The sequence below is a fragment of the Microcoleus sp. AT8-A3 genome, assembly GCF_036705675.1.
Taxonomy (GTDB): domain Bacteria; phylum Cyanobacteriota; class Cyanobacteriia; order Cyanobacteriales; family Microcoleaceae; genus Microcoleus.
The window spans coordinates 46254-71776 of sequence record NZ_JAUBVD010000017.1; the positions used below are offsets into that span (position 1 = coordinate 46254).

Here is a 25523-nt window from a genome sequence, read left to right on the forward strand (position 1 = left end):
TTTAGATTTTAGATTTTAGATTTTAGATTGAAATGACCGATGATGAATGACTAATAACCAATGACCAATGACTAAGGAGGTAATATGCGATCGCGAACTGTAAGAGAAGGTTCTGTCGGGTTCTTAATTTTAGTAGGAATCGGTTTATTTGGCGGCTTAGTGCTCTGGCTGCGGGGCGTGCAGGTAGGGAACCGCAGCTACAAATTCGCCGTAGAATTTGCCAGCGCCCAAGGAATGCAAATAGGTACGCCCATCAGGTATCGCGGGGTTGCAGTCGGTAAAATTACCGCCCTCCAACCGGGTTCCAACGGCGTAGACGTGACGCTGGAGATTGCCCCCGGAACTTTAGTGATTCCCAGGGATGTTACGATCGAAGCGAATAAATCGGGTTTAATTGGCGAATCGTCGATCGACATTACCCCCAACTCGATTTTGCCAGAATCATTAGTTACCGCCAATCCCGTTAGTGCCGACTGTCCCCCAGAGATTATCTGTCAAAATTCGCGCTTAAAAGGTCAAGCTGGAGTCACTATCGATGAACTAATTAAATCCACAGTCCGCCTAGCTAATTTCTACACTGACCCCGCGCTGTTCAACAATATTAAATCTCTTGCAGAAAATACAGCAAACACAGCTAAAGGTGCAGCTAAACTCACTCAAGATTTATCAAGCTTAACTCAAACTGCCCAAGCGGAAATAAAAACTTTAAATCAATCTGTAAGGGGAGACCTTGGGAGTTTAAATCAATCTGTCAAAACCGAAATAGCAAGTTTAAATCAATCATTAAAGGGGGAAGCTAGCAGTTTAAATCAATCATTAAAGGGAGAAGCTAGCACCTTAAATCAATCGCTCAAGACGGAAATATCAGCCGCCGCCGCTGATGTTTCTAAAGTAGCAGCTACTGCGGACACTTCCACAAAAGCCGTATCTGCCGCTGCGATAAATTCTGCTAATGCAGTAACTCAAGCAGCCAATCAAATTACATTAACAGCCAACCAAGTCAATTCTTTAGTAGCAACCAACCGCGGCAGTTTAGTCTCTACTCTGAATAACATCAATCAAAGCAGTCAGGAACTGCGGGTAGCTGTCAGCAGTTTGAGTCCGACAATAAATCGAATCAACCAAGGACAATTGCTGAACAATTTAGAAGTTTTATCAGCGAATGCGGCCCAAGCTTCTAGTAACTTGCGAGATTTATCCAGCCAGGTAAACAATCCCGCCACTTTGCTATTATTGCAGCAAACCCTAGATTCTGCACGAGCTACATTTCAGAACGTGCAGAAAATTACTTCCGACGTGGATGATTTGACGGGAGATCCGGCTTTCCGCAACAATATTCGCAGGTTATTCAACGGATTGGGAGGCTTATTGGGTTCGACAGAACAACTGCGACAGCAAGTTAAAGTGACTCAAACATTAGCTCCCCTTTCTGAGAAAGTAAATGCGAGTAAAACTGCCAGAAATCAATCAGTAGAGCCGGGATTTCCCAGCTTGCAAAAACAGCCCAAATTGCCTGTTATACCTTCTCAAACTGCAAGATCAGCAGAACCAGTGGCTCCCGAAAATACTCCTTAAAACAGGGTATCATTGAATAACCGCAATTATTGCAAGATTCGCGAGTTGCTTTAGTTACTAAGGTGCGGCTTTCGCAGCCGGCATTAAAGTTATTGTCCAAATCCTATTAACAAAAAACTCTTTCTATCGCAACCAGGAAAATAAATGACGCAAACATTATCGAAACCGGACGTAACCAAAAGCCAGTATACTGTAACTTGGGAAAAATTGCCAGACGACTTTAAATTACCCGACGATCCTGTCGAAAACATCGACCAACCACTTTTAGCCGCGGCCCTCCGAGAAGCCTTGGATCTCGCAGGATTTATCCTAGCTTCAATGCTAATAGCTTCCAATTTTGGACTGTGTGCCAAAGTCAATGACAAAACAGTAGTAAAAGCACCAGATTGGGTGTATGTTCCCTCGGTATTGCCAGCAGAACCAGGAGAGGTTCGCCGCAGTTATACGCCCAATGCTGAGGGAGAAGTACCTGCTGTAGTGATGGAATTTTTATCGGATACTGACGGTAGTGAATATTCAAATAAACCGACATATTATTACGGAAAATGGCGGTTTTATGAGCGAATTTTGCAAGTGCCGATTTATGTAATTTTTGAAGCAAAATCGGGAGTGTTGGAAGTGTACAGACTCTCGACTTCGGGAGAATACGAATTGCAAGAACCGGATGCTAATCAGCGATTCTGGATAGAATCAATGGGTTTATTTCTGGGGGTTTGGGAAGGTGAAAAATCTCAGAGGACGGGTTATTGGTTGCGCTGGTGGGATGAGAATGGCAATTTGCTGCTGTGGGGTGCGGAACGGGTGGAACAGGAACGCCAGAGGGCCGAAGAGGAACGCCAGAGAGCCGATCGACTAATGGCATACTTGATTCGTCAGGGTATCGATCCTGATGGCATTTGAAGGTATGGGAGGTCGATCGATTTTAGATTTTAGATTTTAGATTTTCGATTGAATAATTGGGAATCAAGGAGCCAGAGCGATGGATTTTAGTTTAGATTTGCGATTTTCGATTGGGAATTAAGGAGCGCCATGACTGCAACAACATTAGAAGAGAAATTAGATCGGCCGTTGCTATTTCCAGGGTTAACTTGGGAACAATTCAAAACCTTAGAACCGATGCTGGATATTCCAGGGGTGCGGCTGTCATTTTTAGATGGGATACTGGAGATTCAGAAAATGCCTGGAAGAAAACACGAAACAGCCAAAGGACGTATCGGTGCGTTGGTAGAAACTTACATGATGGCGGCAGGAATTGATTTCACCCCTACGGAGTCTCTGACATTAGAAAATGAATCGCGACTGGTGAAGTGTGAAGCAGACAAGTCTTACGAATTGGGTGCTGATAGAGAACGTCCCGATTTAGCGATCGAAGTAGTCGTCACTAGCGGTGGAATTGATAAGCTAGAGGCTTACAAACGGCTGCAAATCCCTGAAGTCTGGTTTTGGGAAAACAGCCGACTGTCTCTGTATGCTCTCAGACAGCAAGGATACGAAGAAATTCCGAGTTCCCAATTGCTCCCAGAACTCGATATTGGTTTACTCGTCAGGTGTGTTAATATGCCGAGTCATGTTGAGGCAATTAAGGAATTCAAAAGAGCGATCGATGGGGATTTGTAGTCAAAAATAGATAATACATATCCCCGACTTCTTAAAAAAGTCGGGTATCTAGCAACGATCCAACGTTGTTGATGAAGTACACCCCGATCGCTCTCCGTAGTTACCCTGGGCCGTGTCCCTATAAGAGCTGGAACTCCTAAACTTCAGTGTATTCTTTGCCTTTTTGAGACTCTAACCAACGTTGATAAGCTTCCTTATCACCTCTAAAGGAATCGACAGAAACTTGACGTTCTGGCATGGGTTTGAGGGGAGCATCAATAGGGGAATATTGGCAATAGCAGATTACTACCATATCAAATTCACCGATCGGAATATCGGGAGTATAAGTCTCAACCCGCGCAACTTCCCAATCACCTGTGCGGTAATGAGTGCTGTAACCGTGCCGAGTTGGATCGTGTTCTGCTTCCACACGAACAAATTCTGGGGGGCGATAGCCAACTTCAGGAATTGGACCATCAGAAGAGTCAAAGTGTTCTGCCAAAATGCGAGTCAATGATTGAGTGTGCTGTAGTTTTCTATCTTTCCACCCAGGAGTTCTCGGTTCGGCTCGGAAAATAATGTATTTATGCATCGTCGTCCTCTCTTTCTGTGTCGTAGAATGATTTGGGAAATTCTGTTTGGCCTCGAAAAACACAATCAACTTCTAGACCGTTTGTATCAATTTCCTCTATGTCAAGTAGTTTCCAACCATATTTTCTTTGCATCTCATAGCAACAAGCTTCGTCGGCTGCTGCGTGTCGAGATTTGTCTTCGTCTGGATCGTAACGCAACCAGTTTGGATTATTTGGCATAATTGTATTGCTCCCTGTGTTGGGTTGACAACATTGGAGAAGTCGTCTGGACGAAGTATTTGCGGTACTGCGTCCGGGCGCGTCTTTGTAAAATTATAGGATAATTCAGGGCTTACGCACTCCGACGCCTAGAAACCGGGTTTTTTACCGAATCTGCAGATCGCAGTGAAGTATTCTCGTAAAAAAACCCGGTTTCTGACCACCCGTGCGTCCTGGACTGAACCCGACAATTGATTGAATTTGCTTGACAAATATCATTTAATATGGTTTCTAGGTTTCAGCGAAAATTTTAAATGGCGAAGGGCGATCGTTTTGCGATCGAACTTGGGCAATCTAGATATAGGCGCTTCTTGAGTGCCTGAAAAACAGCGACGCCAAGAGTTAGCAATGGAAAGTACACAGAAAAAATCTAGTGATAGTCGGGTTCATCGGAGCGATCGAATTAAGCAGATTTTTGCGTTAGTATCAATGGTTGGCTTTGGTGGTTCGGCAATTTTTGGTATGGTGAGTCTGTTCGGCAGCGGTTTGAGCAGTCAGCACCAGCAAAAATCTGCTCCGGTAGTAGTTTCTCAGGAATCTTTGCTGGCGGCGCAGGAACGGGGATATGAGACGGTGTTGCAGCGCGAACCGCAGAATCAGACGGCTCTGGAGGGGTTGGCAAATGTGCGGTTGCAGATGAATAATAAGGTGGGGGCGATCGAGCCTTTGGAGAAGTTGGTGAAGCTAAATCCCGGACGATCGGATTATAAGGCGCTGTTGGGGCAAGCGCGACAGCAAATGGAAGGGAAAAAATAAAGCTAATAGTTAAAATTTAAGGTACCAACGGATGTTAATAGATGACCCAAAAATTAACTGAATCTAATATCTCAGAGTGTCAAGCAAAGTTCAACCTCAGCTATCACGTTCCCTTTGCTTACTCGTGTCAACAAATTATTGGATTTGAAGGTAAGGATGTTCTCGAAGTAGGAGGAAGCTTACCTAAAGAGTTTGTACTAGATTATCTAAATGTTAAATCGTGGTCTGCCCTAGAAGCCCCAGATTTTGAAGTTTACCTAGATAGAGTTGCCAGTGCTGCTGAAGGCTCTAAGCTTGGCAAAGTAGACTATTCTGCTTTTAGTTTTACCGAGAGAGAGCTGAGTAATTATAACTTTTTTGCGGGCTACATCGAAGAATTACCTCCCCCGTACTACCAAAAATACGATTTAATTTTCTCAATCGCTGCTTTTGAACACATCCATAAATTTCCTTTAGCTTTAGAAAAAATGTTTTTGGCTCTGAAGCCCGGAGGTCAGCTATTTTCTATATTTACACCAATTTGGTCAGCTCATGACGGCCATCACTTACCCCCCATAACTGAACCTAACCAGGGAAAAACTTTCAACTTTCAGAATTCTCCGATTCCACCGTGGGGACATTTACTGATGAGACCCCCAGAACTATGCCGTTACTTGTATCAGCATACAGATAAGGAAACAGCAGATGCTATCACACATTATGTGTACAACTCTCCCCACATTAATCGGTTTTTTACTGAAGATTATGTGGAATTTATCAACCAAAGTTCATTCCTAGTAAAGCGGCTAGAACCTATTGGTTTAATCACAATCGAAAACAATACTCAACAAACTTTAGAAAAGCTTTATCCGGGCCGAACTCAATTTGCTAACAACGGTCTTCTTGCAGTGCTGGAGAAACCCGAAAATAAGAAAAAAGAAAATATTTCCGAAAAATCAATAACAAGCCTCAGTGAACAACGCAAAACTCAATTTAAAAATGACCATAATCCTTCTCTCCCTCAAACCAAAAATCAGGTTTATAATCACAAGCCTGTTCAAGTCAGCAGTGAGTTTTCAGGGGCGCCCATGCAAAGTCTTTCGGTTTGCATGATTGTTCAAAACGCTGAGAAAACTTTGGAGATTGCCCTCGAATCTCTTGATGGTGTTTATGACGAGCTAATAGTTGTTGACGGTGGCAGTACCGACTCCACCTGCGAAATTGCCTTGCGTTATGGAGCCAAAGTTATAAACTCAGCTTGGACAGGCAATTTTTCTGACCAGCGGAACGTGTCTTTAAAAGAAGTTAAGACTGATTGGGTTTTTATTATCGATGCAGATGAATTTATTGACCGGAAAACTCTGGAGTTTTTACGTTATGTAAAAGCTAATGGTACTCAGTTAGATACCGATCACTTTTTGATTACCAGAAAGTGGATTAGTCCATTCAGTAAAAAATATTACGTTAATAGCGATCCTCATTTTCCCGATTGGCAATGTCGCCTTTATAGATATAACAAAGATATTTTTTACACTGGACAAATTCATTGGGTGATTCATGGGCTAAAACAGCGAGTTATAATAACTTCTCTGGAACTAGGTATATATCACTTAGATTTGTTAGTTAACAGTGAATCTCAAAGACAAGAAAAAGTTCAAAAATATATGAAGGATAATCCTAGAGATGGGATGCCTCATTACTATATACCCGACATCACGCAGCTAAGTTTACAAGAATGGAATTATCAAGATTTACTGCCTAAAATTCCGAAGTTACTCAACGCTATACCGATGAAATGCAAAGTTTGCGAATCAGATTCACATCATTTTGCCCAGGGTAAAGTTATGGGTAAATATGATGTTGATTATTTTCAATGTTCAAACTGCGGATTTGTTCAAACCGAAGAACCATACTGGCTAGACGAAGCTTATTCTCAGCCAATAGCAAGCAGTGATGTAGGCTTAGCATTCAGAAATTTGTCATTTTCACAAATAACCCAAAATTTATTATTTAACTTCTTTAATCATCAAGCAAGATTTCTGGACTACGGCGGTGGCTATGGTCTATTTGTCAGGCTGATGAGAGACGCGGGATTTGACTTTTACTGGCTAGACAAGTTTTGTCAAAATATATTTGCTCAAGGATTTGAGATTGACGCAGCCGCAAATAACCAATTTGAATTAGTGACGGCATTTGAAGTATTTGAGCATCTGGTTCACCCCATATATGAGCTGGAAAAATTGTTAAAAAATTCCAGAAATATTTTATTTAGTACAGAATTGCTGCCAGAAAGCCATCCTAAACCTGATGAGTGGTGGTACTATGTGCTTCACGAAGGTCAGCACGTTTCTCTCTACACAGCTAAATCTCTTTCAATCCTTGCTGCCAAGTTTAATCTCAATTTCTACTCTAATGGTTCATCTTTGCATTTACTAACAGAAAAAGAATTACCTGACGATGTATTTCAACAATTGGCAAAAGGAGGATTAGCAGCGGTTAATAAAGCCTCGCTTTTACAGAATGACTTCTTAAAAGCTGTTAGCAAAATTACTCATCTTCAACAAGAAGCAAAGATACAGCCTGCGGAAATAGAAGAGGACGGCGACTCGCAAAGCGGGTTAACAATACTGGTTGACGGTGTATTCTTTCAAATGTACAGAACAGGAATTGCCCGCGTTTGGAGGTCGCTGCTAGAAGAATGGGCGGAAAATGGTTGGGCCAAGCATATAATAGTATTGGATCGGGTGGGAACCTCGCCAAAAATTGCGGGAATTAGGTATTGCACCGTGCCTGCTTATGACTACAGTAAAACTGATGCTGACCGGGAAATGTTACAGCAAGTATGTGATGAAAATGGTGGAGACTTATTTATATCCACTTACTACACAACACCTTTATCCACTCCCTCTGTATTCATGGCCTATGACATGATTCCCGAAGTGCTGGGAGCAAATTTGAATGAATCAATGTGGAAGGAGAAACATCATGCTATCCGCCATGCTTCTGCTTATATTGCTATTTCAGAAAACACAGCCAGTGACTTAGCAAAGTTTTTTCCAGAAATTGCCTCTAAGCCTGTAACTGTAGCTCATTGTGGAGTTCAAAGTCTTTTTTCACCGGCTAGTCAAGAAGATATTAATGATTTTAAAAATAAGTATGGGATCTCAAAACCCTACTTTATTTCAGTAGGTGGGGCTGCAGATTATAAAAATAGTATCTTGTTCTTCAAAGCTTTTGCTCAACTTGCCAGCAAACAAGGCTTTGAAATAGTATGTACGGGGAGTGGAGTTGTATTAGAAGGAGAATTGAGAAATTACACTTTAGGTACTGTAGTTCATAAGCTTCAGCTAAATGACGAGGAGTTGAGATTAGCTTATTCTGGTGCTGTTGCATTGGTTTATCCATCCAAGTATGAAGGATTTGGTTTACCTGTGCTAGAAGCTATTTCCTGCGGTTGTCCCGTTATCACTTGTCCTAATGCCTCGATTCCTGAAGTGGCCGGAGAAGCAGCTTTATATGTGAATGATGAGGATGTTGAGGGGTTAACAGATGCACTTTGCGATATTCAAAAACCGAAGGTTCGCAACTCATTAATTGCGGCTGGGTTGGAACAAGCTAAAAACTTCTCTTGGTCAAAAATGGCGAAAACGGTTAGTTCAGCGCTGATTGACGAAACTCTAGTGCGTTTAAACTTGAAAGAGATTAATCTAATTGTTTTTCCAGATTGGTCGCAGCCAGAAGAGTCTCTTGGTTTAGAGTTGGAACGAGTGGTAACGGCGATCGCAACTCATCCAGACAAAAGTAAGATGACTCTCTTAGTAGACACGAGCAATATTTCTGACGAAGATGCTAATCTGGCTTTATCAAGCGTGGCGATGAATCTTTTAATGGAAGAAGACTTAGATGTTTCTGACGGTCCCGAAATTTCACTGATTGGAAGTTTGAGCGAAATTCAGTGGAGAGCTTTTATTCGTTACATTAGTGCTAAGATTAGCTTAGAAAATGAGAATACAGAGTCTATTCTTGCTTTCAACAAATACATGGAAAATAGATCGGCAAAAACTCCGATCGTTCCCCTCCACGAAATAAATAGTTTTGAGTTTTAGTCATTTTGCTACTAAACTCAATAAAAATATCAAAATAATAAGGAAGCAAAGTGATGGGTTTACCTATTATTGTACTGCATGTAGGAAACAGTGATTATATTTTGTATTGTTTGGCTCAAGCTAAAAAAACTAATCCAGAATCACCTGTTATTTGGTTGGGAGACTGTATAGATAAACATTATAGTTTTTTTGATTATGAAAACTTTTGGGATTATGCTAATGAGTTTGAAGAATTTAACAGTTATTATCAACATCGTAGTATAAACGGTATAAAATGGGAACTATTTTGCTTTCAAAGATGGTTTGTTCTTAAAAAATTAATGCAATCTAGAAATATACACCAATGTCTACACATAGATTCAGACGTTTTGTTATACGCTAACGTCACAGAAGAACAGAAAAATTTTGCCAATTGTGACCTCAATTTGTCTCAGATGCAAAGTCCCCATTTTACTTTTATTAACAATCTAAATGTTTTAGAAAGTTTTTGTAGTTTCCTATTGGAAATGTACAAAGACCCTTTGATATATCAACCCATCCAAGAAAAGTTTCCTAATGTCTCTGATATGTCGGCTTTTAATTTCTTTGCTAACCGAGAAACTTTTAGTATATGTGAAACCTCAAACATTACTAATAATTCAAAAAACGATCACAATATTAATCTATCTGAAGGGTTTGAAATGCGAGAGGGAAGGAAGAACATTTATTTTGTTGAAGATCAGCCTTTTTGTAAACATCTTGAATTGAATCGAGCAATTAAGTTTAATATGATTCACTTTCAGGGGTGGCGAACTAAAAAATATATTAAAGATTACTTTAACGGAGAAAGTATTTTTAGGCAAAGCAGGGAATGGGGAGTTAATAGTCACCATTCTGACGCTATAACGGGTTCTTTGCAGCAGATAAATACTGAAAAAGGTTCCACGGAAAATAGCAACTTACAGGAAAATAATACGACTATAAATTTTAGTTTAAGCGAGATAAATGTGATTATTTTCCCAGATTGGTCAGCACCGGAAGAGTCTTTAAGTTTAGAATTAGAAAGTGTTGTAAAGGCGATCGCAATTCATCCAGACAAGAATAAGATCACTCTGCTGGTAGACAGCAGCAATATTTCTGACGAAGAGGCTAATCTTGCTTTATCCAGCGTGGCGCTCAATCTGTTGATGACACAAGATTTAGATGTTTCGGATGGACCAGAAATTTTACTCATTGGACAATTGAGCGAAATCCAGTGGTCAGCTTTGAAGGCTCGAATTTACGGTCGAATTGTATTGGAGAATGAGAATATACAGGCGATCGCAGCCGCAGGATATGAGGAAATCCCATCTTATCTACTGGACTGTTTAGAGATAAAGGCTACGCAATAATTGTATAACTATGATTACTATGAACAGTGATATGTCAAAATCCCCACTCCCTCTCAAACCAACTTTGGACAGACCTATATTTTTCTATTGCTGTGAAGGAGTCTATTCACCTTTAAGCATATGTTTAGCGGAAGGCTTTAAAGAGCTGGGAATACCCTTTTATTCAAACATCAATCATTGGAAGATTGCGCCCGGCACAGAAGAATATCTTTTCTGTTATGACCCAAGTGTGAGTCATCGCGATTGCTCAATTGTGATTTTGGACTTCAGATGGATGATAAACTCGATATCTTTTCCTGAAGAATTATTTCAATCCGAACGCAAATATGTCACGGTCTATCTAGATGACATGGATGGTTTTACCATCTGGAATACCGAGTTAGAGAACTTCGATTTTAGATTTAGAACTCACTGCAACAGCAAATCTATAGAGCCTTCAAACTGTTTAACGTGGGTTTTTGGGCTTTCTAACCGCATCCTTCGAGAGACTAGCGAAATTGAAAAATTTCAGAACAAAAAAAGACGCTTACTTGTCAACTTCCGCAACGACCATCGGCGATTGAGGTATACTAACACTGTGATGAAAGTTCGCCAGGGTTATTTATGGGTTGACAGTGGAGTGATGATATTAGACAATCCCATAAGGCAGATTGTTTGCGAACAATTCTTGCCATTGATTCAACATATTATACCGCCGGATGATATCACTGAGGATTTTGAGAAATCTCCCTCAGACAGTTACCATTACTTGCAGTGGAAGCAAACAGGTCAACGCCACTATCCGAGTTACTACCAGCGTTTGAAGGAATCTGTGGCTTGTGCGTGCTTTGGGGGTGTTGTTACCTCCAGCTATTTCACAGGAGAACCAATCGTAGAATGGTGGGACAGTTGGCGTTTTTGGGAGTCATTGGCGGCTGGGTGCGTAACCTTTCACGTAGATTTTGATAAGTATGGAGTTAAACTGCCAGTAATGCCCGAAAACTGGCGACACTATATAGGAATCGATCTAGACAATATGCAAGATACTGTCGATCGGATTGCTGATGACCCAGGAATTTTAGAGAAAATCTCTATAGAAGGTCGGCAGTGGGCTATTGAAAATTACGCTCCTGTTCCTACAGCTTTGCGTTTTCTGGAAATGCTCGGCTCCTACACTCCGCAAATGGAGAAATGCCAGGAAAATGAAGGCGGGTCAGTAGCCTTGTCGCTGTCGATGAAATTGAGAGAAATTAACCTAATTGTTTTTCCAGATTGGTCGCAGCCAGAAGAGTCTCTTGGTTTAGAATTGGAACGAGTGGTAAGGGCGATCGCAACTCATCGAGATAAAAGTAAGATGACTCTCTTAGTAGACAACAGCAATATTGCTGACGAAGATGCTAATCTCGCTTTATCAGGCGTGGCGATGAATCTTTTAATGGAAGAAGATTTAGATGTTTCCGACGGTCCCGAAATTTCACTGATTGGACAGTTGAGCGAAATTCAGTGGTCAGCTTTGATCCCTCGACTTCACGGTCGAATTGTATTGGAGAATGAGAATATAAAGGCAATGGATCACGCAACAGCGGAAAACATTCCCTCATTAGAACTAGACCGTTTTATGAAGGAGAGTTACTGATGAATCGAGGGAATTTGTCCAGCAACTCGCTGCACAAACTACTCACTCGGAGCAGCACCCTCAATGACTTTTGTCCAGATATATCTGCCACATCTGCTCGTATGCTTTCTCCATCTCTCGCGTAAATTGCTTGCCATTCCACAGCGGAGCGGTTTGTCGTGACTGCCGCAGTTTCCAAGATATTTGCTGTCGCAGAGCCGCATCTTTTCCTAAGCGAATTCCCCATTCTACATACTCTTCATCCGTCCAAGCAATCCCTTCGGAAATACCAGCATTCATCATCATCGTGTAGCTGTTGCGCGCAGCAAACTGCTCCCCCACTCGCGTCACTAAAGGAACGCCAATCCACAGCGTTTCCATAGTGGTTGTGGCTCCGTTGTAGGGGTAAGTATCGAGTACCACGTCAGCAATCCCTAAATTAGCGCGGTGAATTTGCTCAGAAGGAGCTAAGGGTAAAAATTGCAGGCGATCGCCCGACACCCCCTCAGATTCTGCAACTTGGATAAAGAAGTTTTTCAGTGATTCTTGATCCGCCAAGCCTTTAATTAAAAAGTAGCTATTCGGTACAGATTTGATAATTTGCATTTGCAGCCGTGCAGTATTCGGGTTATATTTATACCCTCTCTGAGTGCTGAGATATATAACTGCATCCTCAGAGATACCTAATTCATCTCGCCGGAGAGTTGGTACCCCCACCTCAAAACCATCTACTGCTATGTAAGTTTGAGGTAAGCGCCAAATTTTTTCCGTGTAGTATTCCTGAGCAGACTCAGGTAAAACATAAGGATCGGCAAGATAGTAATCAATAGTTGGCACACTCGACGCATCCCAACCTAGCCAACCTACTTGTACTGGTGCTGGCTTAATCGCCATCGTTTCGCAGGAAGTAGTAAGTGTAATGCTATCGAGATCGACCAAAATGTCAATCTCATCCTCATAAATTTTCTGAGCCGCTTCTTGACCGTCTAATCCTAATTTATAAGCTTTGTCAGCTTTGCTAATGTACCATTCATGTAACTGGCCCTGGCTCATTTCTGCGCCAATCATATAAGCGTTGATTTCAAAATGTTCCCGGTCATGGTACTGAAAAACCCACCGTGCTAACCAACCCACAGAATGACTGCGGAAACAATGGGAAATATATCCAATCTTCAAACGTTTAGTAGGAGCATCTGCTTTCAAAATCCGCCCCCGCCATTGGCGACATTCTTCTACCTTTTCTTTGGCATAATTTTCAATATTTAATTGACACAATTGAGCTAATTGAATGCGAATTTGTGCATTTTCCTGGGCTTTATCCTGAAAATATGGAAAGAAAAATAACGCCGCAAATAAGCGAATTGTGGCACTTGAGTCCAAGGAATGCGGTTGTTCTTCAAGCAACGATGCTAACAATGACTTCTGCAACTCTAATGCTGAACAAAATTCTTCCCAATACCCCCCTGCACTCATCAATGACCGCATGATCAACATATTTGCATAAATTTTATCAGCCAAAGTTTCCATGACTGAATAACAAAGTTTAGCAGACTCTATTCCCTTACTAAATTCACTATTGTCTTGATAAAAAGCAGACAAGGATCGCAGTAATTCGGGATGGAGAGGCTCTAAACGCAACCCTAGCTCCGTGAAGCGTATTGCCAGTTGATAGTGCTTAGCCGAGTAAGCTATTTTATAAATAAACGGAATCAAAACCTCCATCAAATCTCTGGATTCTTTGACATAAAATAGACAGGCTTCTGTTAATTCATAGGATAAGGGGTCGAAAGGAGCCTGAGTTAAAACATTGCTCAATACTTGTAGTAATAGTTCAGAATCTACTGCGACATTCGATTCAGACTTCAGAAGCTCTAACACGCCTAAATCTTTTAGTTGCTCTCCTGTGTAGGCTCTTTGCAAAGTGGACAGTCCAATCAAATGCAGGAGGTTATTAACATCGTTAGGATTGATTTCCCGTATGTGCTGCCGAATTGCCCAAGCTACTGCATAATCGCCCACTTCCCACCTGCGCCGATCGGCTTCGGCGTGCAGAACCTCTATCAATTCTTCTGTCCAGAAATCTATTTCTTCTGGCTCTCCCTCGGCCATTCCCAACAGCCAAGTGGTCTGAGCTTCCGCTTCTTGTTCTTGCAACAGCAACATCAATCCCAAGTGCCAGTAGTGAGACTTAACACTGGGTTCTGCTACAATCGCTTGTTCATAAAGCAATGCCGCCTTAATGTAATTTCCTTGAAGTAAACATTGGTGTGCTTGCTGCTGCCAATCAGGAGCAAGAGCTAATAAATCATTAGAAATCATAGGGCAAATTCATACAAGAATTTGATTGGACGCAATAAAGCGGGCAGCACACGCGACACCACCCGCTTTTTCTTGTTTCTCAACAAGCCTAGCTTGTTGATTTTAACACTTACTTAGTAACTTCTGTCATGGTGCCGCAGGTAGGCGCCGCAGAACCATCAGGTCCAACCATGCCCGTCGGAGCTGCTCCGGCAGCCCCCTCACAAAGTATGCTCTGCGTGGTTTTTGCTTCTCCGGCTGTAACTAATCCCACAGCCCCAGCATAAGATTTCAGAGGACTGCCAGTAGCCGGGGTTGCACCAGAGGTAGCTCCGCCTGCTGGCACTCCTAGGGCGTATGTATAGTTGCTGGTTTGAGTTTTCAGCCCAATACCCAAATTCGTAATCTGGTCTGCAAATTTGGTATTTTCTGCGAAGTATGCTTGCTGACCCTTGTTAATTGAACTGACATACTGTTTAGCTTCTGACTGCTTCGCTTTGTTTGCTTGGCTCAGGAAGGAAGGCAAAGCAATAGCCGAAAGAATACCGATGATGATGATAACAACCAGCAGTTCAATCAGGGTGAAACCTTGATCCTGTCTTCTTTTGTTGATGTGTTGCAGGAACTTGGCTTTAAATTCAGTCTTCATAATTTGTTTCTCCTTGAGGGGTGGGATGCTCGATTTCTAACTCTTATATGTAACTTACCCAGTTATCGGCGCTTTAATATCACCCCTGACCATTTTTTTTTTCAAATCCTGGCTCTAAGGCTCCAAAAGCACATACAGAAAGACTTCCAGCCTAATCAACAGTTCCTTGACTTCCTCAAAGGCAGTCTCATCACTAACAGACTCTAGGTTAACACCGATCTGCGAGGCGATTTGGAGCCACTGTTCTACTAGGGACACCACAGACTGCGGCCCATGCCAAAGAGGTAGCAAACAAGCCGCCATTGTACTCTCGATCGCCACCGGCGCTAGAGTTGGCACAATAATATAAGGGCTAATTTCAAACGGCGTCTGGCTGTCAATGCAATTACTCAAGTCTTCTCTCACCTGAGAAGTCCTCAGTTGAGGGTGCAGGTGTACCCGTGCTTCGCGCCATTGAGCCTGGGTCCATTCCGCAACGGGCACAAAAGCCTGAGTTCTCGCGGGATTGCCGCACCAGAAATCAAACAAACGGTGCACGGGATGTAACAAGTCAAATAAATACAGTCGCTCTTCCATAGAAGTTTCTGGGAGACTCATCGCCCAAAACGGAGGTAAATCATCTGGATCTTTGAACAAATCCATCAACTCCCACCGACGCCAATCCACCATACTGATAAACTCTAAATCAGCACCTCTCAACATTGCAAACACTTCAGGAATAGTAAAACCTTTATCACCCACGAATAAATAGTTAACCATAATCCATCCCTCATCCTTCACGCGATCGGAATTCCAGGTTAATGCCTTAAGCCCTACTTTATCTTGTAATGCTTCCATTGTTTCCCGGACTATTTCCACCTCCAATTCTCCTGGACATCCATTCATTAATCCCATTGCTTTGAAAGCAGCTTGAGCGCGAAATACTCCGGCTCTACCATTTGAACTGTGAAGGTTTGTGCGGATAATTCCCTCTGGAGACAGAACCGATTTCATTGCTTGCAATCCAGCAACAGCGTCGGGCAAGAGATACAGAACTTCGTCAGCATTGATATAGTCAAATTGTAACCCTAAACTTGGCAAATCTTCTATCTTCAAAGCATAAAACTCTGCATTAGCAACCCCATGATACTGTAAACGTTGCTCAGCTAGTTTCACAGATTCTTCGGATAAATCTATGCCTACTATTTTTGCTCCAGGATTGGCTATAGCTAAAACCAAGGATTTATAACCGGTGCCGCATCCCGCATCGAGGATAACTTTACCTTCTGTATTAATAACTTTTCTATTTCTGAAGTAGTAAGCAGTTACAAGATTATGAAGATAGAGCAATTCACTGTTGTCTTTTGGAGATTGTTCCAGCGGAATTCTGGGATAAGGAGTATTGTTAAATTGCTGGCGAATGTTTTCTATTAACTCTAAATTTTGGTGATCCATGTTCAATTACACTCAACGCTGGCAAATTACCTTAGTATCTCAGAAAATAGCCGATCGCCCGCCGGGCCGCAACACATACTTGCCATAATAGTCTGAAACCCCCGCCCTAACCAGAAATTCCCCTCCTAAACTCCCTCATCGCTTCCACACTCGAAGCCATCAGCAAGCAGCGACACAGTAAATTAATATCTAAATCTGGCAAAACCACACTTGAAGAAATTTTTTCATAACCCTCAGAACCCAAGCGATACATAGCCAATACACCATCCTCCCAGAACCAGACTTCAGCAACTCCCAATACTCGATAGCGCTGCAATTTTTTGACAGTACCGCTAGTGAACACTACTTCGATACATAAATCAGGGGGAGAATTTGGGGTTATGCGTCGGCCAATAAAGTAAGATTCATCAGCTTGTGCAGACACTACCCCTTCCTTTTCTTGGGTAAAACTTCCCGTAGGTGAAAACTCAATTTCATTTTCGGCGCAGTAGATAGACAGCAGCGTACAAATTGTCCGACTAAAAAATTCGTGTTCTGGGGAAACTGCCAATATTTCTACCTCTCCTTTGTAATAAAACAACCTCGTCCCTGGGGAGTCAGAAAACCCCTGTTCAATTAGCTTGAACTGTTCCCAGCTAATCCCGGACTGAATGAACCGTTGGTCTACTGGCTGTAAGAGTGTCTGTGTCATCATGCGAACCTCAATCAAGTTCTGGGTTTCAAGCAACATTCATAAAGCATTAAATACTGTTAACGTTATTTCTGTGATAAGTTTAGATTGCCTTTTTTGCCCAAGGTGCGATCCCTCGATAAGCTGTTCTGCATTTAAATTATTATATGTCAAAAAACAATCCAACTCTTGTTGGGTGGCTTTGAGCAACGCCCGAATATACAATTTAAGTTCGCGGCGACAGCTTACCAGACTTTCAAGTCGGCATAATGTCGTCGAGTCTCAGTTGTAAATTGGGAAACAGGTAAGAAGAAATAGTATCTCCCAAGCGATATTGTTGCTGCTGGTATGCACCATTAACTAACTGGCAGACTGTGAAAGTCGGTTGCTTTGGGTTGCCGATAAATTGCCAACCACCTAAGCCCCGAAAGTCCACAATCCAATATTCTGGGATATTCAAGAAAGCGTATTCTTCCACTTTTCTGGCATAATCATCTTGCCAATTAGTGCTGACCACTTCAGCAACAAGCTTCATTGTACTACCGTTACAAATAACTGGTTCTTTTTGCCAAAGGGGTTCTTGACCGAGTTCTGATTTATCTAAAACAACTACGTCAGGACGCAGCGCTGTAGCTTCAGCATAGAGTGGTTTGATTAGACAATTTTTAGGCACCAACCAGTTGAAGTTATCCCGAAAGATTTCGACATAAATTTTACCCGCAATACTCCCGGCAACAGCTTCGTGAGGGCCAGTAGGTGACCTGTCTCTGAGTTCTCCGTCAATTAGTTCATAGCGTGTATTATCCCCATATTGGGCGATAAACTCCTCAAAGCTAAGTAATTTGGCTGTGGTGTAGGTCATAGATCGTGTTTTAACGGGATGTAATTTAATTGTAAGTTTAGTTAAAATCGGCGCCCTGGCAAAAAAACAAAGGTTTGGTACTTTGCTCTCAATCGGGCCCCTCTCCTAATCTTCTATTACTTCCGGGCTTAGCACAAACTTGCGATAATAATCTCAATGCCTAATTATACAACCCACTACCAGCTCCATGAACACCAACATCAGCCCCATCCTCAAAGTATTCACCCTTTCCGCCGCCCTTTCCCTGGCCATCAAATATGCAGGGCCTAGCTTATCCATACCCTCTACCGACCTCAACGCCCTAATCGCCGTCTTTACCCCCAGTATCATCCTAGCTGCTATCCTCGGCTGGCGATCACCCCAACCTACTCAAATCAAGTTAAGCATAAAAAAAATAGGTGCGATCGCCCTAACCAGAAATGCCTCTCCTAAACTCCCTCATCGCTTCCACACTCGAAGCCATCAGCAAGCAGCGACACAATAAGTTAATATCTAAATCTGGCAAAACAACACTTAAATAAATTTTTTCATAATCCTCAGAACCCAAGCGATACATAGCCAATACACCATCCTCCCAGAACCAGACTTCAGAAACTCCCAATACTCGATAGCGCTGCAATTTTTTGACATTACCGCTAGTGAATATAACTTCGATACATAAATCTGGGGGAGAATTTGGGGTTATGCGTCGGCCAATAAAGTAAGATTCATCAGCTTGTGCAGACACTACCCCTTCCTTTTCTTGGGTAAAACTTCCCGTCGGTGAAAACTCAATTTCATTTTCGGCGCAGTAGATAGCCAGCAGCGTACAAATTGTCCGACTAAAAAATTCATGTTCTGGGGAAACTGCCAAGATTTCTACCTCTCCTTTGTAATAAAACAACCTGATGCCAGGGGAGTCAGAAAACCCCTGTTCAATTAGCTTGAACTGTTGCCAGCTAATCCCGGAGTGAATGAACCGTTGGTCTTGTGGCTGTAAAAGTGTCTGTGTCATCATGCGAACCTCAATCAAGTTCTGGGTTTAAAACAACATTCATCGCCTCTTTCCTGTTAAAAACTCTAAGGCGCGATCGCAGCCGCAACACAATACTTGCGATAATAGTCTCAATCCTTAATTATACAACCAACTACCACCTCCATGAACACCAACATCAGCCCCATCCTCAAAGTATTCACCCTTTCCGCCGCCCTTTCCCTAGCCATCAAGTACGCAGGCCCTAGCTTATCCATACCCTCTACCGACCTCAACGCCCTAATCGCCGTGTTTACCCCCAGTATCATCCTAGCCGCCATCCTCGGCTGGCGATCGCGCCAACAGCAGCAGTAGAGACGGAATCAAAAAGTGCGATCGATCTACACTAGGTCTAAAGACTATGTTTTAGCCAAAATCTTAATTCCCCGTACAGCTTATCAAAACCAAAGTTGAGGCACTCACCATGATTCAAATTATACCTGAATTAGTAACATTCGATGAATTCATTGACTGGTATCCTGAGAATTCCGAACACCGCTACGAACTACACAATGGAGAAATTGTTGAAATGCCAAAAGCAACAGGCAAACATTCTAAAGTGGCCGGTTTTACCAGCGGCTGGTTATTTCTCGAAATAGAACGCTTAAACCTACCCTACTTCATCCCCAAAGAATGCGTCATCAAACCCATGCGCGAGGAATCTGGATATGAGCCAGATATAATTGTACTTAACGAACAAACCATTGGAAACGAGCCACGATGGGAAAAATCATCAATTATCACAATGGGTTCATCAGTCCCCCTAATCGTCGAGGTAACTAGCACTAATTGGGGTGATGATTATGCCCTAAAGCTTGAGGCATATGAGTCAATGGGTATTCAAGAATATTGGATTATAGACTATCTAGGATTGGGCGGCAGACGGTTTATTGGCAACCCCAAACAACCCACTTTTTCGGTTTACCAACTAATTAACGGGGAATACCAAGTCAAACTGTTCAGAGGCGGCGAGGGTATTGAGTCCCCAACTTTCCCAGAATTGAAGCTGACAGCGCAGCAGGTGTTCGCAAAAGGGAATTGAGGAGGCTGCTTGTACTGATGTCCGAGTAGGGGTATCTGATTAAAGATGCGATCGCGCCCATCTGCTGTATCTTGTATAGAGGCGATTTATCGCTTCTGGGCTGCAGAGCAATTAGCAAGCAGTAATTCCCCATACCCTATTCCTCAATCTAAAATCTAAAATCTAACATCTAAAATCTAATGAAGCTAGGACAGTGGATGGGCTTATTAGCCCTCATCGCATCTTGTTACATCCTGTGGCAAATCAGGCAGGCCCTACTGCTGCTGTTTGCCGCCGTAGTCTTAGCCACAGCCTTAAACAGACTAGCACGCTACTTACAAAAATTCGGACTCAAAAGATCGATCGCCGTACTCTTATCAGTTAGCTTCCTAATCCTCGTATTCGTAGGCTTATTCCTGATAATTGTACCGCCCTTTACCCAACAGTTTCAACAACTTACCCAAAGAGCCCCTCAAGGAATAGAAAGATTAAATCAGTGGATAGATCAACTTGAGGGTCGCTTTTCAGGGCAATTTGGTCAGCGACTGCCAAATCTTGATGTTAACGACATCATGCAACAACTGCAACCTTTATTCAACCAACTCGTCGGCGGTGCAGGAGCCTTTGTAGGCAACACATTAGGCGTTATCCTCAGCTTTTTGCTCGTCATAGTTTTGACATTGATGACATTAGCAGAACCTCTATCTTACCGCAAAGCATTCATCCAACTATTTCCCTCTTTTTATCGGCGACGAGTCGATGGCATCTTAGATGAATGCGAAATAGCTCTCGGTCGATGGGTCATCGGCGCTCTCATTAGCATGAGTGTGATTGCTTTTTTGAGCTTAATTGGTCTGTCAGTCTTGCAAGTTCCCCTACCGCTAGCTCACGCTGTAGTAGCAGGATTTCTTAACCTAATTCCCAATATAGGCCCCACTCTGAGCGTCATCCCCCCAATGACGATCGCACTTTTAGATTCTCCCTTGCAATCCGGTTTTGTCTTCATCCTTTACTTTCTAATTCAACAGTTTGAAAGTAACGTCCTCACCCCCTACGTCATGGCACAGCAAGTATCACTGCTGCCAGCAGTAACATTAATAGCTCAAGTATTCTTCGCCACCTTCTTTGGATTTTTAGGCTTATTACTAGCCCTCCCCCTCACCGTTGTAGCTCAAGTTTGGATTAGGGAAGCCCTAATTAAAGATATTCTCAACCAATGGAGTGCCAGTCCTAAAACCTTAGCAGCAATCGATTCTGCTATCAATGAAAAACATGAATCTATAGGAGTCAGCGAAACCCTGCCAGAAAAATATTTACCAGAACAGAAACCCAACATCCCCGATCATTCTGACAATGAGGCTCCTGAAAATCAATAGTTAAAATTCATAATGACCGAAAGCATCCAGGATACAAGCCCCCGGGTTCATTCGTCCAGAAATAAAAAACCTGTATCCGATGAAACTTGCCCCCCGCATTTATCTCGCGCAAGTCAATTCTTTAATCTAAAATCTAAAATCTAAAATCTAAAATCGATTGACCAAGAATTTATTGAGGGTACAAGCCCCCCCATTTATCCGTGGAATCAATCGAAAGCATCTCAAATCGAAAATCCTCAAGAAAGAGCATTTATCTCGCGCAAGTCAATTCTTTAATCTCAAATCTCAAATCTCAAATCTCAAATCGATTGACTTGATAGTCACCGTCAACCAACTGGTAAGGATCGCGAATTAAATAACTTACAATTTTAATTGTTATTGTGGGATGGGCGTCCCGCCCGTCCCACAATTTTGTGGAAGTTATTTAATTCTCATTCCTAAACAGAAAAAGTAGGTTGTTTAGGATTGCCAATATAGCGTCGCCCGCCAAGTCCCAAATAGTCCGCAATCCAGTATTCAGAAATGCCCAAAGCTTCGTAATCCACCAATTTGTAGCCATAATCATCCCGCCAATTGGTACTGACAACTTCGACAATTAGCCGGACAGAACTACCCATCGTAATGATAGATTCCTTTTTCCATCTCGGTTCGCTGTCCATCCCTTGCCTGTCCAAAACGATCGCATCCGGTTCGTAACCAGATAGCTCATACCATTTTAGATTTTAGATTTTAGATTTTAGATTAGCCATGAGTTACTGGATATGGGTTTGGAGCTTGCCTGCAGTGACATTATTTTTTTGTGAAACTTGTATCATAATTGGTGGCGACAACGCATTCTTTGGGAACGAAGTAAGGAAGTCCTAGTCGTCGGATTTCAAAGTTGAGTTCAGCGACAAGGAAGCCCGCTACTTCTGAATGTTCTCCGGTTGCTTTAGGCATCTCAACAATAGCTCCATTGTGCAGTTCGTAACGGTTTTCAGAATTTTCAGGATACCAGTCAATAAATTCATCGAAGGTGACTGGTTTTAATATCGCTTGAGTCATGGCGATCGCCCTTTATTTGATTTATGATATTGTTATTGTATCCGTTATAATTTACATCTTGCATCATTATCAAGAACAGGCAAGATGCCTGTTCCACGAAAAGTGAATTTTATTGTGGAACAGGCCGAAAAGCCTGTTCATAAAAGGCTTGTTGAGAATGGTGCAACATCTCAGTTATAATATATTGATTTTATCTCAAACAACCAGCTCGATCGACATTCCATCAATCCCAAATCCAAATTACTCCAAAATCAATCAATTCAAAATCTAAAATCCAAAATCTAAAATCTAAAATATATGAGATCGATCGACGAAATCAACGATAAAATCAGCCAGGGCAAAGCCACAGTCTGGACAATCGAAGAACTCAAAACAAGAGTTCAAGAAACCAGCATTACCCAAGCAGCCAAAGAAGTCGATGTGATTACCACCGGCACCTTCGAGCCGATGGAATCCTCCGGTGCAATCATCAACCTCGGCCATACTGACCCGCCGATAAAAATCCGCCAGTGCTGGCTAGACGGCGTTTTAGCCTACTCCGGCTTCGGCGCAGTAGACCTCTACCTGGGAGCCACCCAAGTAGCCGAAGACGGCGAAGAATCCGGCGAACGGGGAGGCGGACACGTCATCGAAGACTTAATAGCCGGCAAACCCGTGCAGTTGCGGGCTTTGGGGCAAGTAACAGACTGCTACCCCCGCGCCTCCTTTGAAACCACGATTACCCGCGATACAATCAACCAGTTTTATTTATTCAATCCCCGCAACGCATATCAAAACTTTATTGTTGGCGTCAATGGAGGCGATCGCCCGCTGTTCACCTACCTCGGCCCCCTGCAACCAAACCTCGGCAACGCCGTCTACTCGAACCTTGGAGCCATGTCTCCCCTGCTCAACGACCCCGACCTCGAAATCATCGGCATCGGCACCCGCATCTTCCTAGGAGGCGCTCAGGGCTACATCACCTGGGAAGGAACCCAGCACTTCCCGCTGCAAAAACGCCAGCCCAACCGCACCCCCATCGGCCCCGCTGCCACCCTCGCACTCATCGGCGACGCCAAACAGATGAACTCCAAATGGGTGCGCGGCTGCTACTTCAAAAACTACGGCCCATCCCTGATGCTGGGAGTCGGCATTCCGTTTCCAGTCTTAAACGAAACAGTCGTCGCCCACTGTGCAGTATCAGACAAAAAAATAGTAGCGCCGGTGGTAGATTTCTCTATCCCCCGGCGCGTTCGTCCCACCTTCGGTTTAGTTAGCTATGCTCAATTAAAGACTGGCCGCATCCTCATCGAGGGCAAACCAGTGCGGGCCGCCCCCCTTGCGAGTATGTTTCTCTCCCGGCAAGTAGCATTGGAATTGAAGCAGCAAATTGAAGCGGGTCAATTTACCCTCACGGCCCCAGTTGCTCCCCTACCCACTGACAGAGTATTTCTCCCGCAAGATTTGTGGGGTGCACAAGTCCGGCTCGAATAAAGGATTTTAGATTGGCGATTTAGCGGTTGTAAATTAGTCTTGGACAGACTAATCTAAAATCTAAAATCTAAAATCTAAAATTGGTTCATTCCTCGATCGGCTTAGGCTTCTTAACCGGCTTAGGAAGAGGTTCCTTGGGGACAGGCGGTGGTGCTGCTGCGGACTTGATGGTAGGACGCCCTACAGGAGCACCGTCACCCTTCGGCTTAGGAGTAAACGGACGCTTCCCTCCTCCTTTGAAGCCACCGGGCGGCTTGCTGCCGGGGGGGAATTTCCGCTTTTTAATCGGCAGGGCACCAATATTATTAGCCTGCTCAATCATCAGACTCTCAGCTTTCAATTTGACGTGGAAATCCCAAAAAAACCCGATCGCTTTTGTTGCTAAATCTCCCTTGAGTTTCAACTTAAAAAACTTCATCTTGTCGTCATTCTTGCGGGGAGCTTGCTTGATTTTGACGATGACATACTTTTCTTCGTCTTGGGATTGATAAATCACCTCACCTCTAATCGAAAAATAGCCATCTTCAACATCAGGTTCCGAGGAAGGCAAAGATGCGGTCGATGCTTCGCCGCTAGCCTCAATCTCCGCTGCTTCCTGATTTTCTTCCTCATCAGAGGACGGTTCGGGAGATTTCTTGAGCGTTTCCGGCTCCCAAACCCCCATAATCTGGGCGTGCAATTTGCCGTCTTCTTGCCTGGTGCGGGGATAGACCACCCACAGGTGTTCTTGTTCCAGCTCCAGGTGATTTTTGACTAAACTCATAACTCTACCCAGCAAAACTGCGTCGATGGCAGTTCCGTCGGCAGCTATCAGCATACCCCGGGTGAATTGCTCTTCTGATGGCGTGTAGCGGCCCCGCACCAAACCAACAGCTCGGTACTGTCTGGGTTCGCTGGGGGGGGGAATGGGATGTTGGCGCATGACGGAGGGTATGTCCTCAGCGGCCTGACTTTCGTTAGCGGCCGGCTCGGCGTTTGCCGGCGGTGCGACTGCTGGGGCTGGAGTATCGCTGACAGGTGTCGAAGACGCTGCAGACGCCGGGGGGGCAGGAGCATTGCTGGGCTGGTCTTGTGGCTTTGTTTTGTCCTTGTCGGGGGCAGAACTGTAGCGTGGTCGTTGCAGCCTATCCTTGGACGCTGGGGCGTCTGCTGGCGTTGCCGGTTGATTTTGGTCAACAGGCGCAGCCAACGCCGAAGGCACCGAACTTTCGTCTGGTGTCTCAGGAATGGAATCTGTATCTTTAGGCGGATTGACGGCCAGTTCGCTCGGCTGAGCCTTGCGAGTTGAAGTAGATTTGGACGATTTGGAAGACCGGTTGGGAGAGGGGTTCATAAAAACTCCTTGCAGCGGAGACACATCCCTTAAGGGAAATTAGGAATAAACTGAAGAAACTGCTTTAAAAACTACTAGCACCTGACAGGCGGGCTTGCGCCCGGAGGTCTGGTTGTGACCCGTCAACGCCAACTTTCAACGCTACGTGTGCCGATCGGTTCGCTGGCTGCTACAATCCTTGCGAGCAAGGACTTTGGCAGTTGCTGACCGATCGATCGCCGATCGCGCTGAGCTGGAGTTGCTGGCTAATAGCATTTAGGATATTCAGCTTGCCTATTTTACTTAATCCAATTACCTAACGGCCTGATCCGCCATATTTTCGGTAATTTTTAGCTTGACCAGACTAAATTGGACAGACACCGCAGTCCTTGGGGCTGCAGGTCCCAGTGTCCAAAATTGTTTAGCTAGCATGGAGTTGTGGGTCTGTTACCATATTAGCTGCAAGTAAAAGGCTGCTTTGTCCGTTCGGACTTTGAAGTTAAGAACTTTTATGGTTGCATGGATCTAGTTAAATGGCAGATGCC

General features: G+C 43.5%; 21 protein-coding genes and 1 pseudogene. 11 read left to right on the forward strand and 11 right to left on the reverse strand.

What is annotated here, in order from left to right; all coding sequences use genetic code 11:
- Nucleotides 1-84 precede the first annotated feature (84 nt).
- The 3 genes from QUB51_RS12730 to QUB51_RS12740 all read left to right on the forward strand — a co-directional run bounded on the left by QUB51_RS12730 (nucleotide 85) and on the right by QUB51_RS12740 (nucleotide 3192).
- A complete protein-coding gene (locus tag QUB51_RS12730; protein ID WP_333056234.1) occupies nucleotides 85-1575 on the forward strand; it encodes an MlaD family protein in 1491 nt (496 codons plus the stop codon).
- Nucleotides 1576-1719: 144 nt separating this feature from the next.
- On the forward strand, nucleotides 1720-2475 hold the full coding sequence (locus QUB51_RS12735; RefSeq protein WP_333261567.1) for a Uma2 family endonuclease: 756 nt from the start codon (nucleotides 1720-1722) through the stop codon (nucleotides 2473-2475).
- 129 nt (nucleotides 2476-2604) lie between these two features.
- Entirely contained in the window at nucleotides 2605-3192 is a 588-nt protein-coding gene (locus QUB51_RS12740; protein ID WP_333261570.1) for a Uma2 family endonuclease, read from the forward strand.
- Nucleotides 3193-3328: 136 nt separating this feature from the next.
- On the opposite strand, the gene QUB51_RS12745 is transcribed toward QUB51_RS12740, so the two are convergent.
- Both QUB51_RS12745 and QUB51_RS12750 read right to left on the reverse strand, forming a co-directional pair.
- Complete coding sequence (locus tag QUB51_RS12745) at nucleotides 3329-3763, reverse strand: hypothetical protein (RefSeq protein WP_333261574.1); 435 nt, start codon at nucleotides 3761-3763, stop codon at nucleotides 3329-3331.
- Nucleotides 3756-3983, reverse strand: coding sequence for a hypothetical protein (locus QUB51_RS12750; RefSeq protein ID WP_333056238.1), 228 nt, complete (start codon nucleotides 3981-3983; stop codon nucleotides 3756-3758). Before QUB51_RS12750 ends, QUB51_RS12745 begins: the two co-directional genes overlap by 8 nt.
- Nucleotides 3984-4337: 354 nt before the next feature.
- Between QUB51_RS12750 and QUB51_RS12755 the strand changes: the two genes are divergently transcribed.
- From QUB51_RS12755 to QUB51_RS12770, 4 genes are all read left to right on the forward strand, one after another.
- Nucleotides 4338-4778: a tetratricopeptide repeat protein gene (locus tag QUB51_RS12755; RefSeq protein WP_333261577.1), complete on the forward strand. Its 441-nt coding sequence runs from the start codon at nucleotides 4338-4340 to the stop codon at nucleotides 4776-4778.
- Between the two features lie 41 nt (nucleotides 4779-4819).
- Nucleotides 4820-8863, forward strand: a complete 4044-nt coding sequence (locus QUB51_RS12760) for a methyltransferase domain-containing protein (RefSeq protein ID WP_333261580.1) — start codon at nucleotides 4820-4822, stop codon at nucleotides 8861-8863.
- Nucleotides 8864-8916: 53 nt separating this feature from the next.
- On the forward strand, nucleotides 8917-10233 hold the full coding sequence (locus QUB51_RS12765; RefSeq protein ID WP_333261584.1) for a hypothetical protein: 1317 nt from the start codon (nucleotides 8917-8919) through the stop codon (nucleotides 10231-10233).
- 274 nt (nucleotides 10234-10507) lie between these two features.
- Entirely contained in the window at nucleotides 10508-11848 is a 1341-nt protein-coding gene (locus tag QUB51_RS12770) for a hypothetical protein (protein ID WP_333261589.1), read from the forward strand.
- A gap of 60 nt (nucleotides 11849-11908) precedes the next feature.
- Here QUB51_RS12770 and QUB51_RS12775 read toward each other — a convergent pair whose 3' ends face one another.
- The 6 genes from QUB51_RS12775 to QUB51_RS12800 form a co-directional block, all read right to left on the reverse strand.
- Nucleotides 11909-14146: an O-linked N-acetylglucosamine transferase family protein gene (locus tag QUB51_RS12775; protein WP_333261592.1), complete on the reverse strand. Its 2238-nt coding sequence runs from the start codon at nucleotides 14144-14146 to the stop codon at nucleotides 11909-11911.
- Nucleotides 14147-14255: 109 nt separating this feature from the next.
- Complete coding sequence (locus QUB51_RS12780) at nucleotides 14256-14774, reverse strand: type IV pilin-like G/H family protein (protein WP_333261597.1); 519 nt, start codon at nucleotides 14772-14774, stop codon at nucleotides 14256-14258.
- A gap of 114 nt (nucleotides 14775-14888) precedes the next feature.
- Nucleotides 14889-16208 carry a methyltransferase domain-containing protein gene (locus tag QUB51_RS12785; protein WP_333261600.1) on the reverse strand — a complete coding sequence of 440 codons (1320 nt, stop codon included), beginning with the start codon at nucleotides 16206-16208 and terminating at the stop codon, nucleotides 14889-14891.
- A gap of 106 nt (nucleotides 16209-16314) precedes the next feature.
- A complete protein-coding gene (locus QUB51_RS12790) occupies nucleotides 16315-16938 on the reverse strand; it encodes a Uma2 family endonuclease (RefSeq protein ID WP_333303886.1) in 624 nt (207 codons plus the stop codon).
- A 196-nt stretch (nucleotides 16939-17134) separates the two neighbouring features.
- Nucleotides 17135-17740, reverse strand: a complete 606-nt coding sequence (locus tag QUB51_RS12795; protein WP_333144582.1) for a Uma2 family endonuclease — start codon at nucleotides 17738-17740, stop codon at nucleotides 17135-17137.
- A gap of 409 nt (nucleotides 17741-18149) precedes the next feature.
- A complete protein-coding gene (locus QUB51_RS12800) occupies nucleotides 18150-18737 on the reverse strand; it encodes a Uma2 family endonuclease (RefSeq protein WP_333210421.1) in 588 nt (195 codons plus the stop codon).
- A gap of 141 nt (nucleotides 18738-18878) precedes the next feature.
- Here QUB51_RS12800 and QUB51_RS12805 point away from each other — a divergent pair, with 141 nt between their 5' ends.
- The 3 genes from QUB51_RS12805 to QUB51_RS12815 all read left to right on the forward strand — a co-directional run bounded on the left by QUB51_RS12805 (nucleotide 18879) and on the right by QUB51_RS12815 (nucleotide 21149).
- On the forward strand, nucleotides 18879-19067 hold the full coding sequence (locus QUB51_RS12805) for a hypothetical protein (RefSeq protein ID WP_332984302.1): 189 nt from the start codon (nucleotides 18879-18881) through the stop codon (nucleotides 19065-19067).
- Between the two features lie 109 nt (nucleotides 19068-19176).
- Nucleotides 19177-19794, forward strand: a complete 618-nt coding sequence (locus QUB51_RS12810; protein ID WP_333056247.1) for a Uma2 family endonuclease — start codon at nucleotides 19177-19179, stop codon at nucleotides 19792-19794.
- A 179-nt stretch (nucleotides 19795-19973) separates the two neighbouring features.
- Nucleotides 19974-21149: an AI-2E family transporter gene (locus QUB51_RS12815; protein WP_333056248.1), complete on the forward strand. Its 1176-nt coding sequence runs from the start codon at nucleotides 19974-19976 to the stop codon at nucleotides 21147-21149.
- Nucleotides 21150-21586: 437 nt separating this feature from the next.
- Here QUB51_RS12815 and QUB51_RS12820 read toward each other — a convergent pair.
- Nucleotides 21587-21850, reverse strand: a pseudogene (locus tag QUB51_RS12820) (Uma2 family endonuclease); the annotation flags it as partial.
- An 88-nt stretch (nucleotides 21851-21938) separates the two neighbouring features.
- The gene (locus QUB51_RS12825) at nucleotides 21939-22193 is read right to left on the reverse strand and encodes a Uma2 family endonuclease (RefSeq protein WP_445243069.1); all 255 of its coding nucleotides are present in this window, start codon (nucleotides 22191-22193) and stop codon (nucleotides 21939-21941) included.
- Nucleotides 22194-22490: 297 nt separating this feature from the next.
- On the opposite strand from QUB51_RS12825, the gene QUB51_RS12830 reads away from it, so the two are divergent.
- Nucleotides 22491-23666 (forward strand): homocysteine biosynthesis protein, encoded by a 1176-nt coding sequence (locus QUB51_RS12830; RefSeq protein WP_333210414.1) that lies wholly within the window; start codon nucleotides 22491-22493, stop codon nucleotides 23664-23666.
- A gap of 85 nt (nucleotides 23667-23751) precedes the next feature.
- Here QUB51_RS12830 and QUB51_RS12835 read toward each other — a convergent pair whose 3' ends face one another.
- A complete protein-coding gene (locus tag QUB51_RS12835; RefSeq protein ID WP_333261608.1) occupies nucleotides 23752-24999 on the reverse strand; it encodes a hypothetical protein in 1248 nt (415 codons plus the stop codon).
- Nucleotides 25000-25523: the final 524 nt, after the last annotated feature.

Bases quoted from the DNA above. Each gene is read 5' to 3' on its own strand.
- QUB51_RS12815 (WP_333056248.1), top strand. From the start codon at position 19,974: ATGAAGCTAGGACAGTGGATGGGCTTATTAGCCCTCATCGCATCTTGT.
- QUB51_RS12810 (WP_333056247.1), top strand. From the start codon at position 19,177: ATGATTCAAATTATACCTGAATTAGTAACATTCGATGAATTCATTGAC.
- QUB51_RS12795 (WP_333144582.1), bottom strand. From the start codon at position 17,740: ATGACCTACACCACAGCCAAATTACTTAGCTTTGAGGAGTTTATCGCC.
- QUB51_RS12835 (WP_333261608.1), bottom strand. From the start codon at position 24,999: ATGAACCCCTCTCCCAACCGGTCTTCCAAATCGTCCAAATCTACTTCA.
- QUB51_RS12765 (WP_333261584.1), top strand. From the start codon at position 8,917: ATGGGTTTACCTATTATTGTACTGCATGTAGGAAACAGTGATTATATT.
- QUB51_RS12760 (WP_333261580.1), top strand. From the start codon at position 4,820: ATGACCCAAAAATTAACTGAATCTAATATCTCAGAGTGTCAAGCAAAG.
- QUB51_RS12750 (WP_333056238.1), bottom strand. From the start codon at position 3,983: ATGCCAAATAATCCAAACTGGTTGCGTTACGATCCAGACGAAGACAAA.
- QUB51_RS12825 (WP_445243069.1), bottom strand. From the start codon at position 22,193: ATGACTCAAGCGATATTAAAACCAGTCACCTTCGATGAATTTATTGAC.
- QUB51_RS12770 (WP_333261589.1), top strand. From the start codon at position 10,508: ATGATAAACTCGATATCTTTTCCTGAAGAATTATTTCAATCCGAACGC.
- QUB51_RS12780 (WP_333261597.1), bottom strand. From the start codon at position 14,774: ATGAAGACTGAATTTAAAGCCAAGTTCCTGCAACACATCAACAAAAGA.
- QUB51_RS12805 (WP_332984302.1), top strand. From the start codon at position 18,879: ATGAACACCAACATCAGCCCCATCCTCAAAGTATTCACCCTTTCCGCC.
- QUB51_RS12730 (WP_333056234.1), top strand. From the start codon at position 85: ATGCGATCGCGAACTGTAAGAGAAGGTTCTGTCGGGTTCTTAATTTTA.
- QUB51_RS12740 (WP_333261570.1), top strand. From the start codon at position 2,605: ATGACTGCAACAACATTAGAAGAGAAATTAGATCGGCCGTTGCTATTT.
- QUB51_RS12790 (WP_333303886.1), bottom strand. From the start codon at position 16,938: ATGTTGCTTGAAACCCAGAACTTGATTGAGGTTCGCATGATGACACAG.
- QUB51_RS12800 (WP_333210421.1), bottom strand. From the start codon at position 18,737: ATGATGACACAGACACTTTTACAGCCACAAGACCAACGGTTCATTCAC.
- QUB51_RS12785 (WP_333261600.1), bottom strand. From the start codon at position 16,208: ATGGATCACCAAAATTTAGAGTTAATAGAAAACATTCGCCAGCAATTT.
- QUB51_RS12735 (WP_333261567.1), top strand. From the start codon at position 1,720: ATGACGCAAACATTATCGAAACCGGACGTAACCAAAAGCCAGTATACT.
- QUB51_RS12830 (WP_333210414.1), top strand. From the start codon at position 22,491: ATGAGATCGATCGACGAAATCAACGATAAAATCAGCCAGGGCAAAGCC.
- QUB51_RS12775 (WP_333261592.1), bottom strand. From the start codon at position 14,146: ATGATTTCTAATGATTTATTAGCTCTTGCTCCTGATTGGCAGCAGCAA.
- QUB51_RS12745 (WP_333261574.1), bottom strand. From the start codon at position 3,763: ATGCATAAATACATTATTTTCCGAGCCGAACCGAGAACTCCTGGGTGG.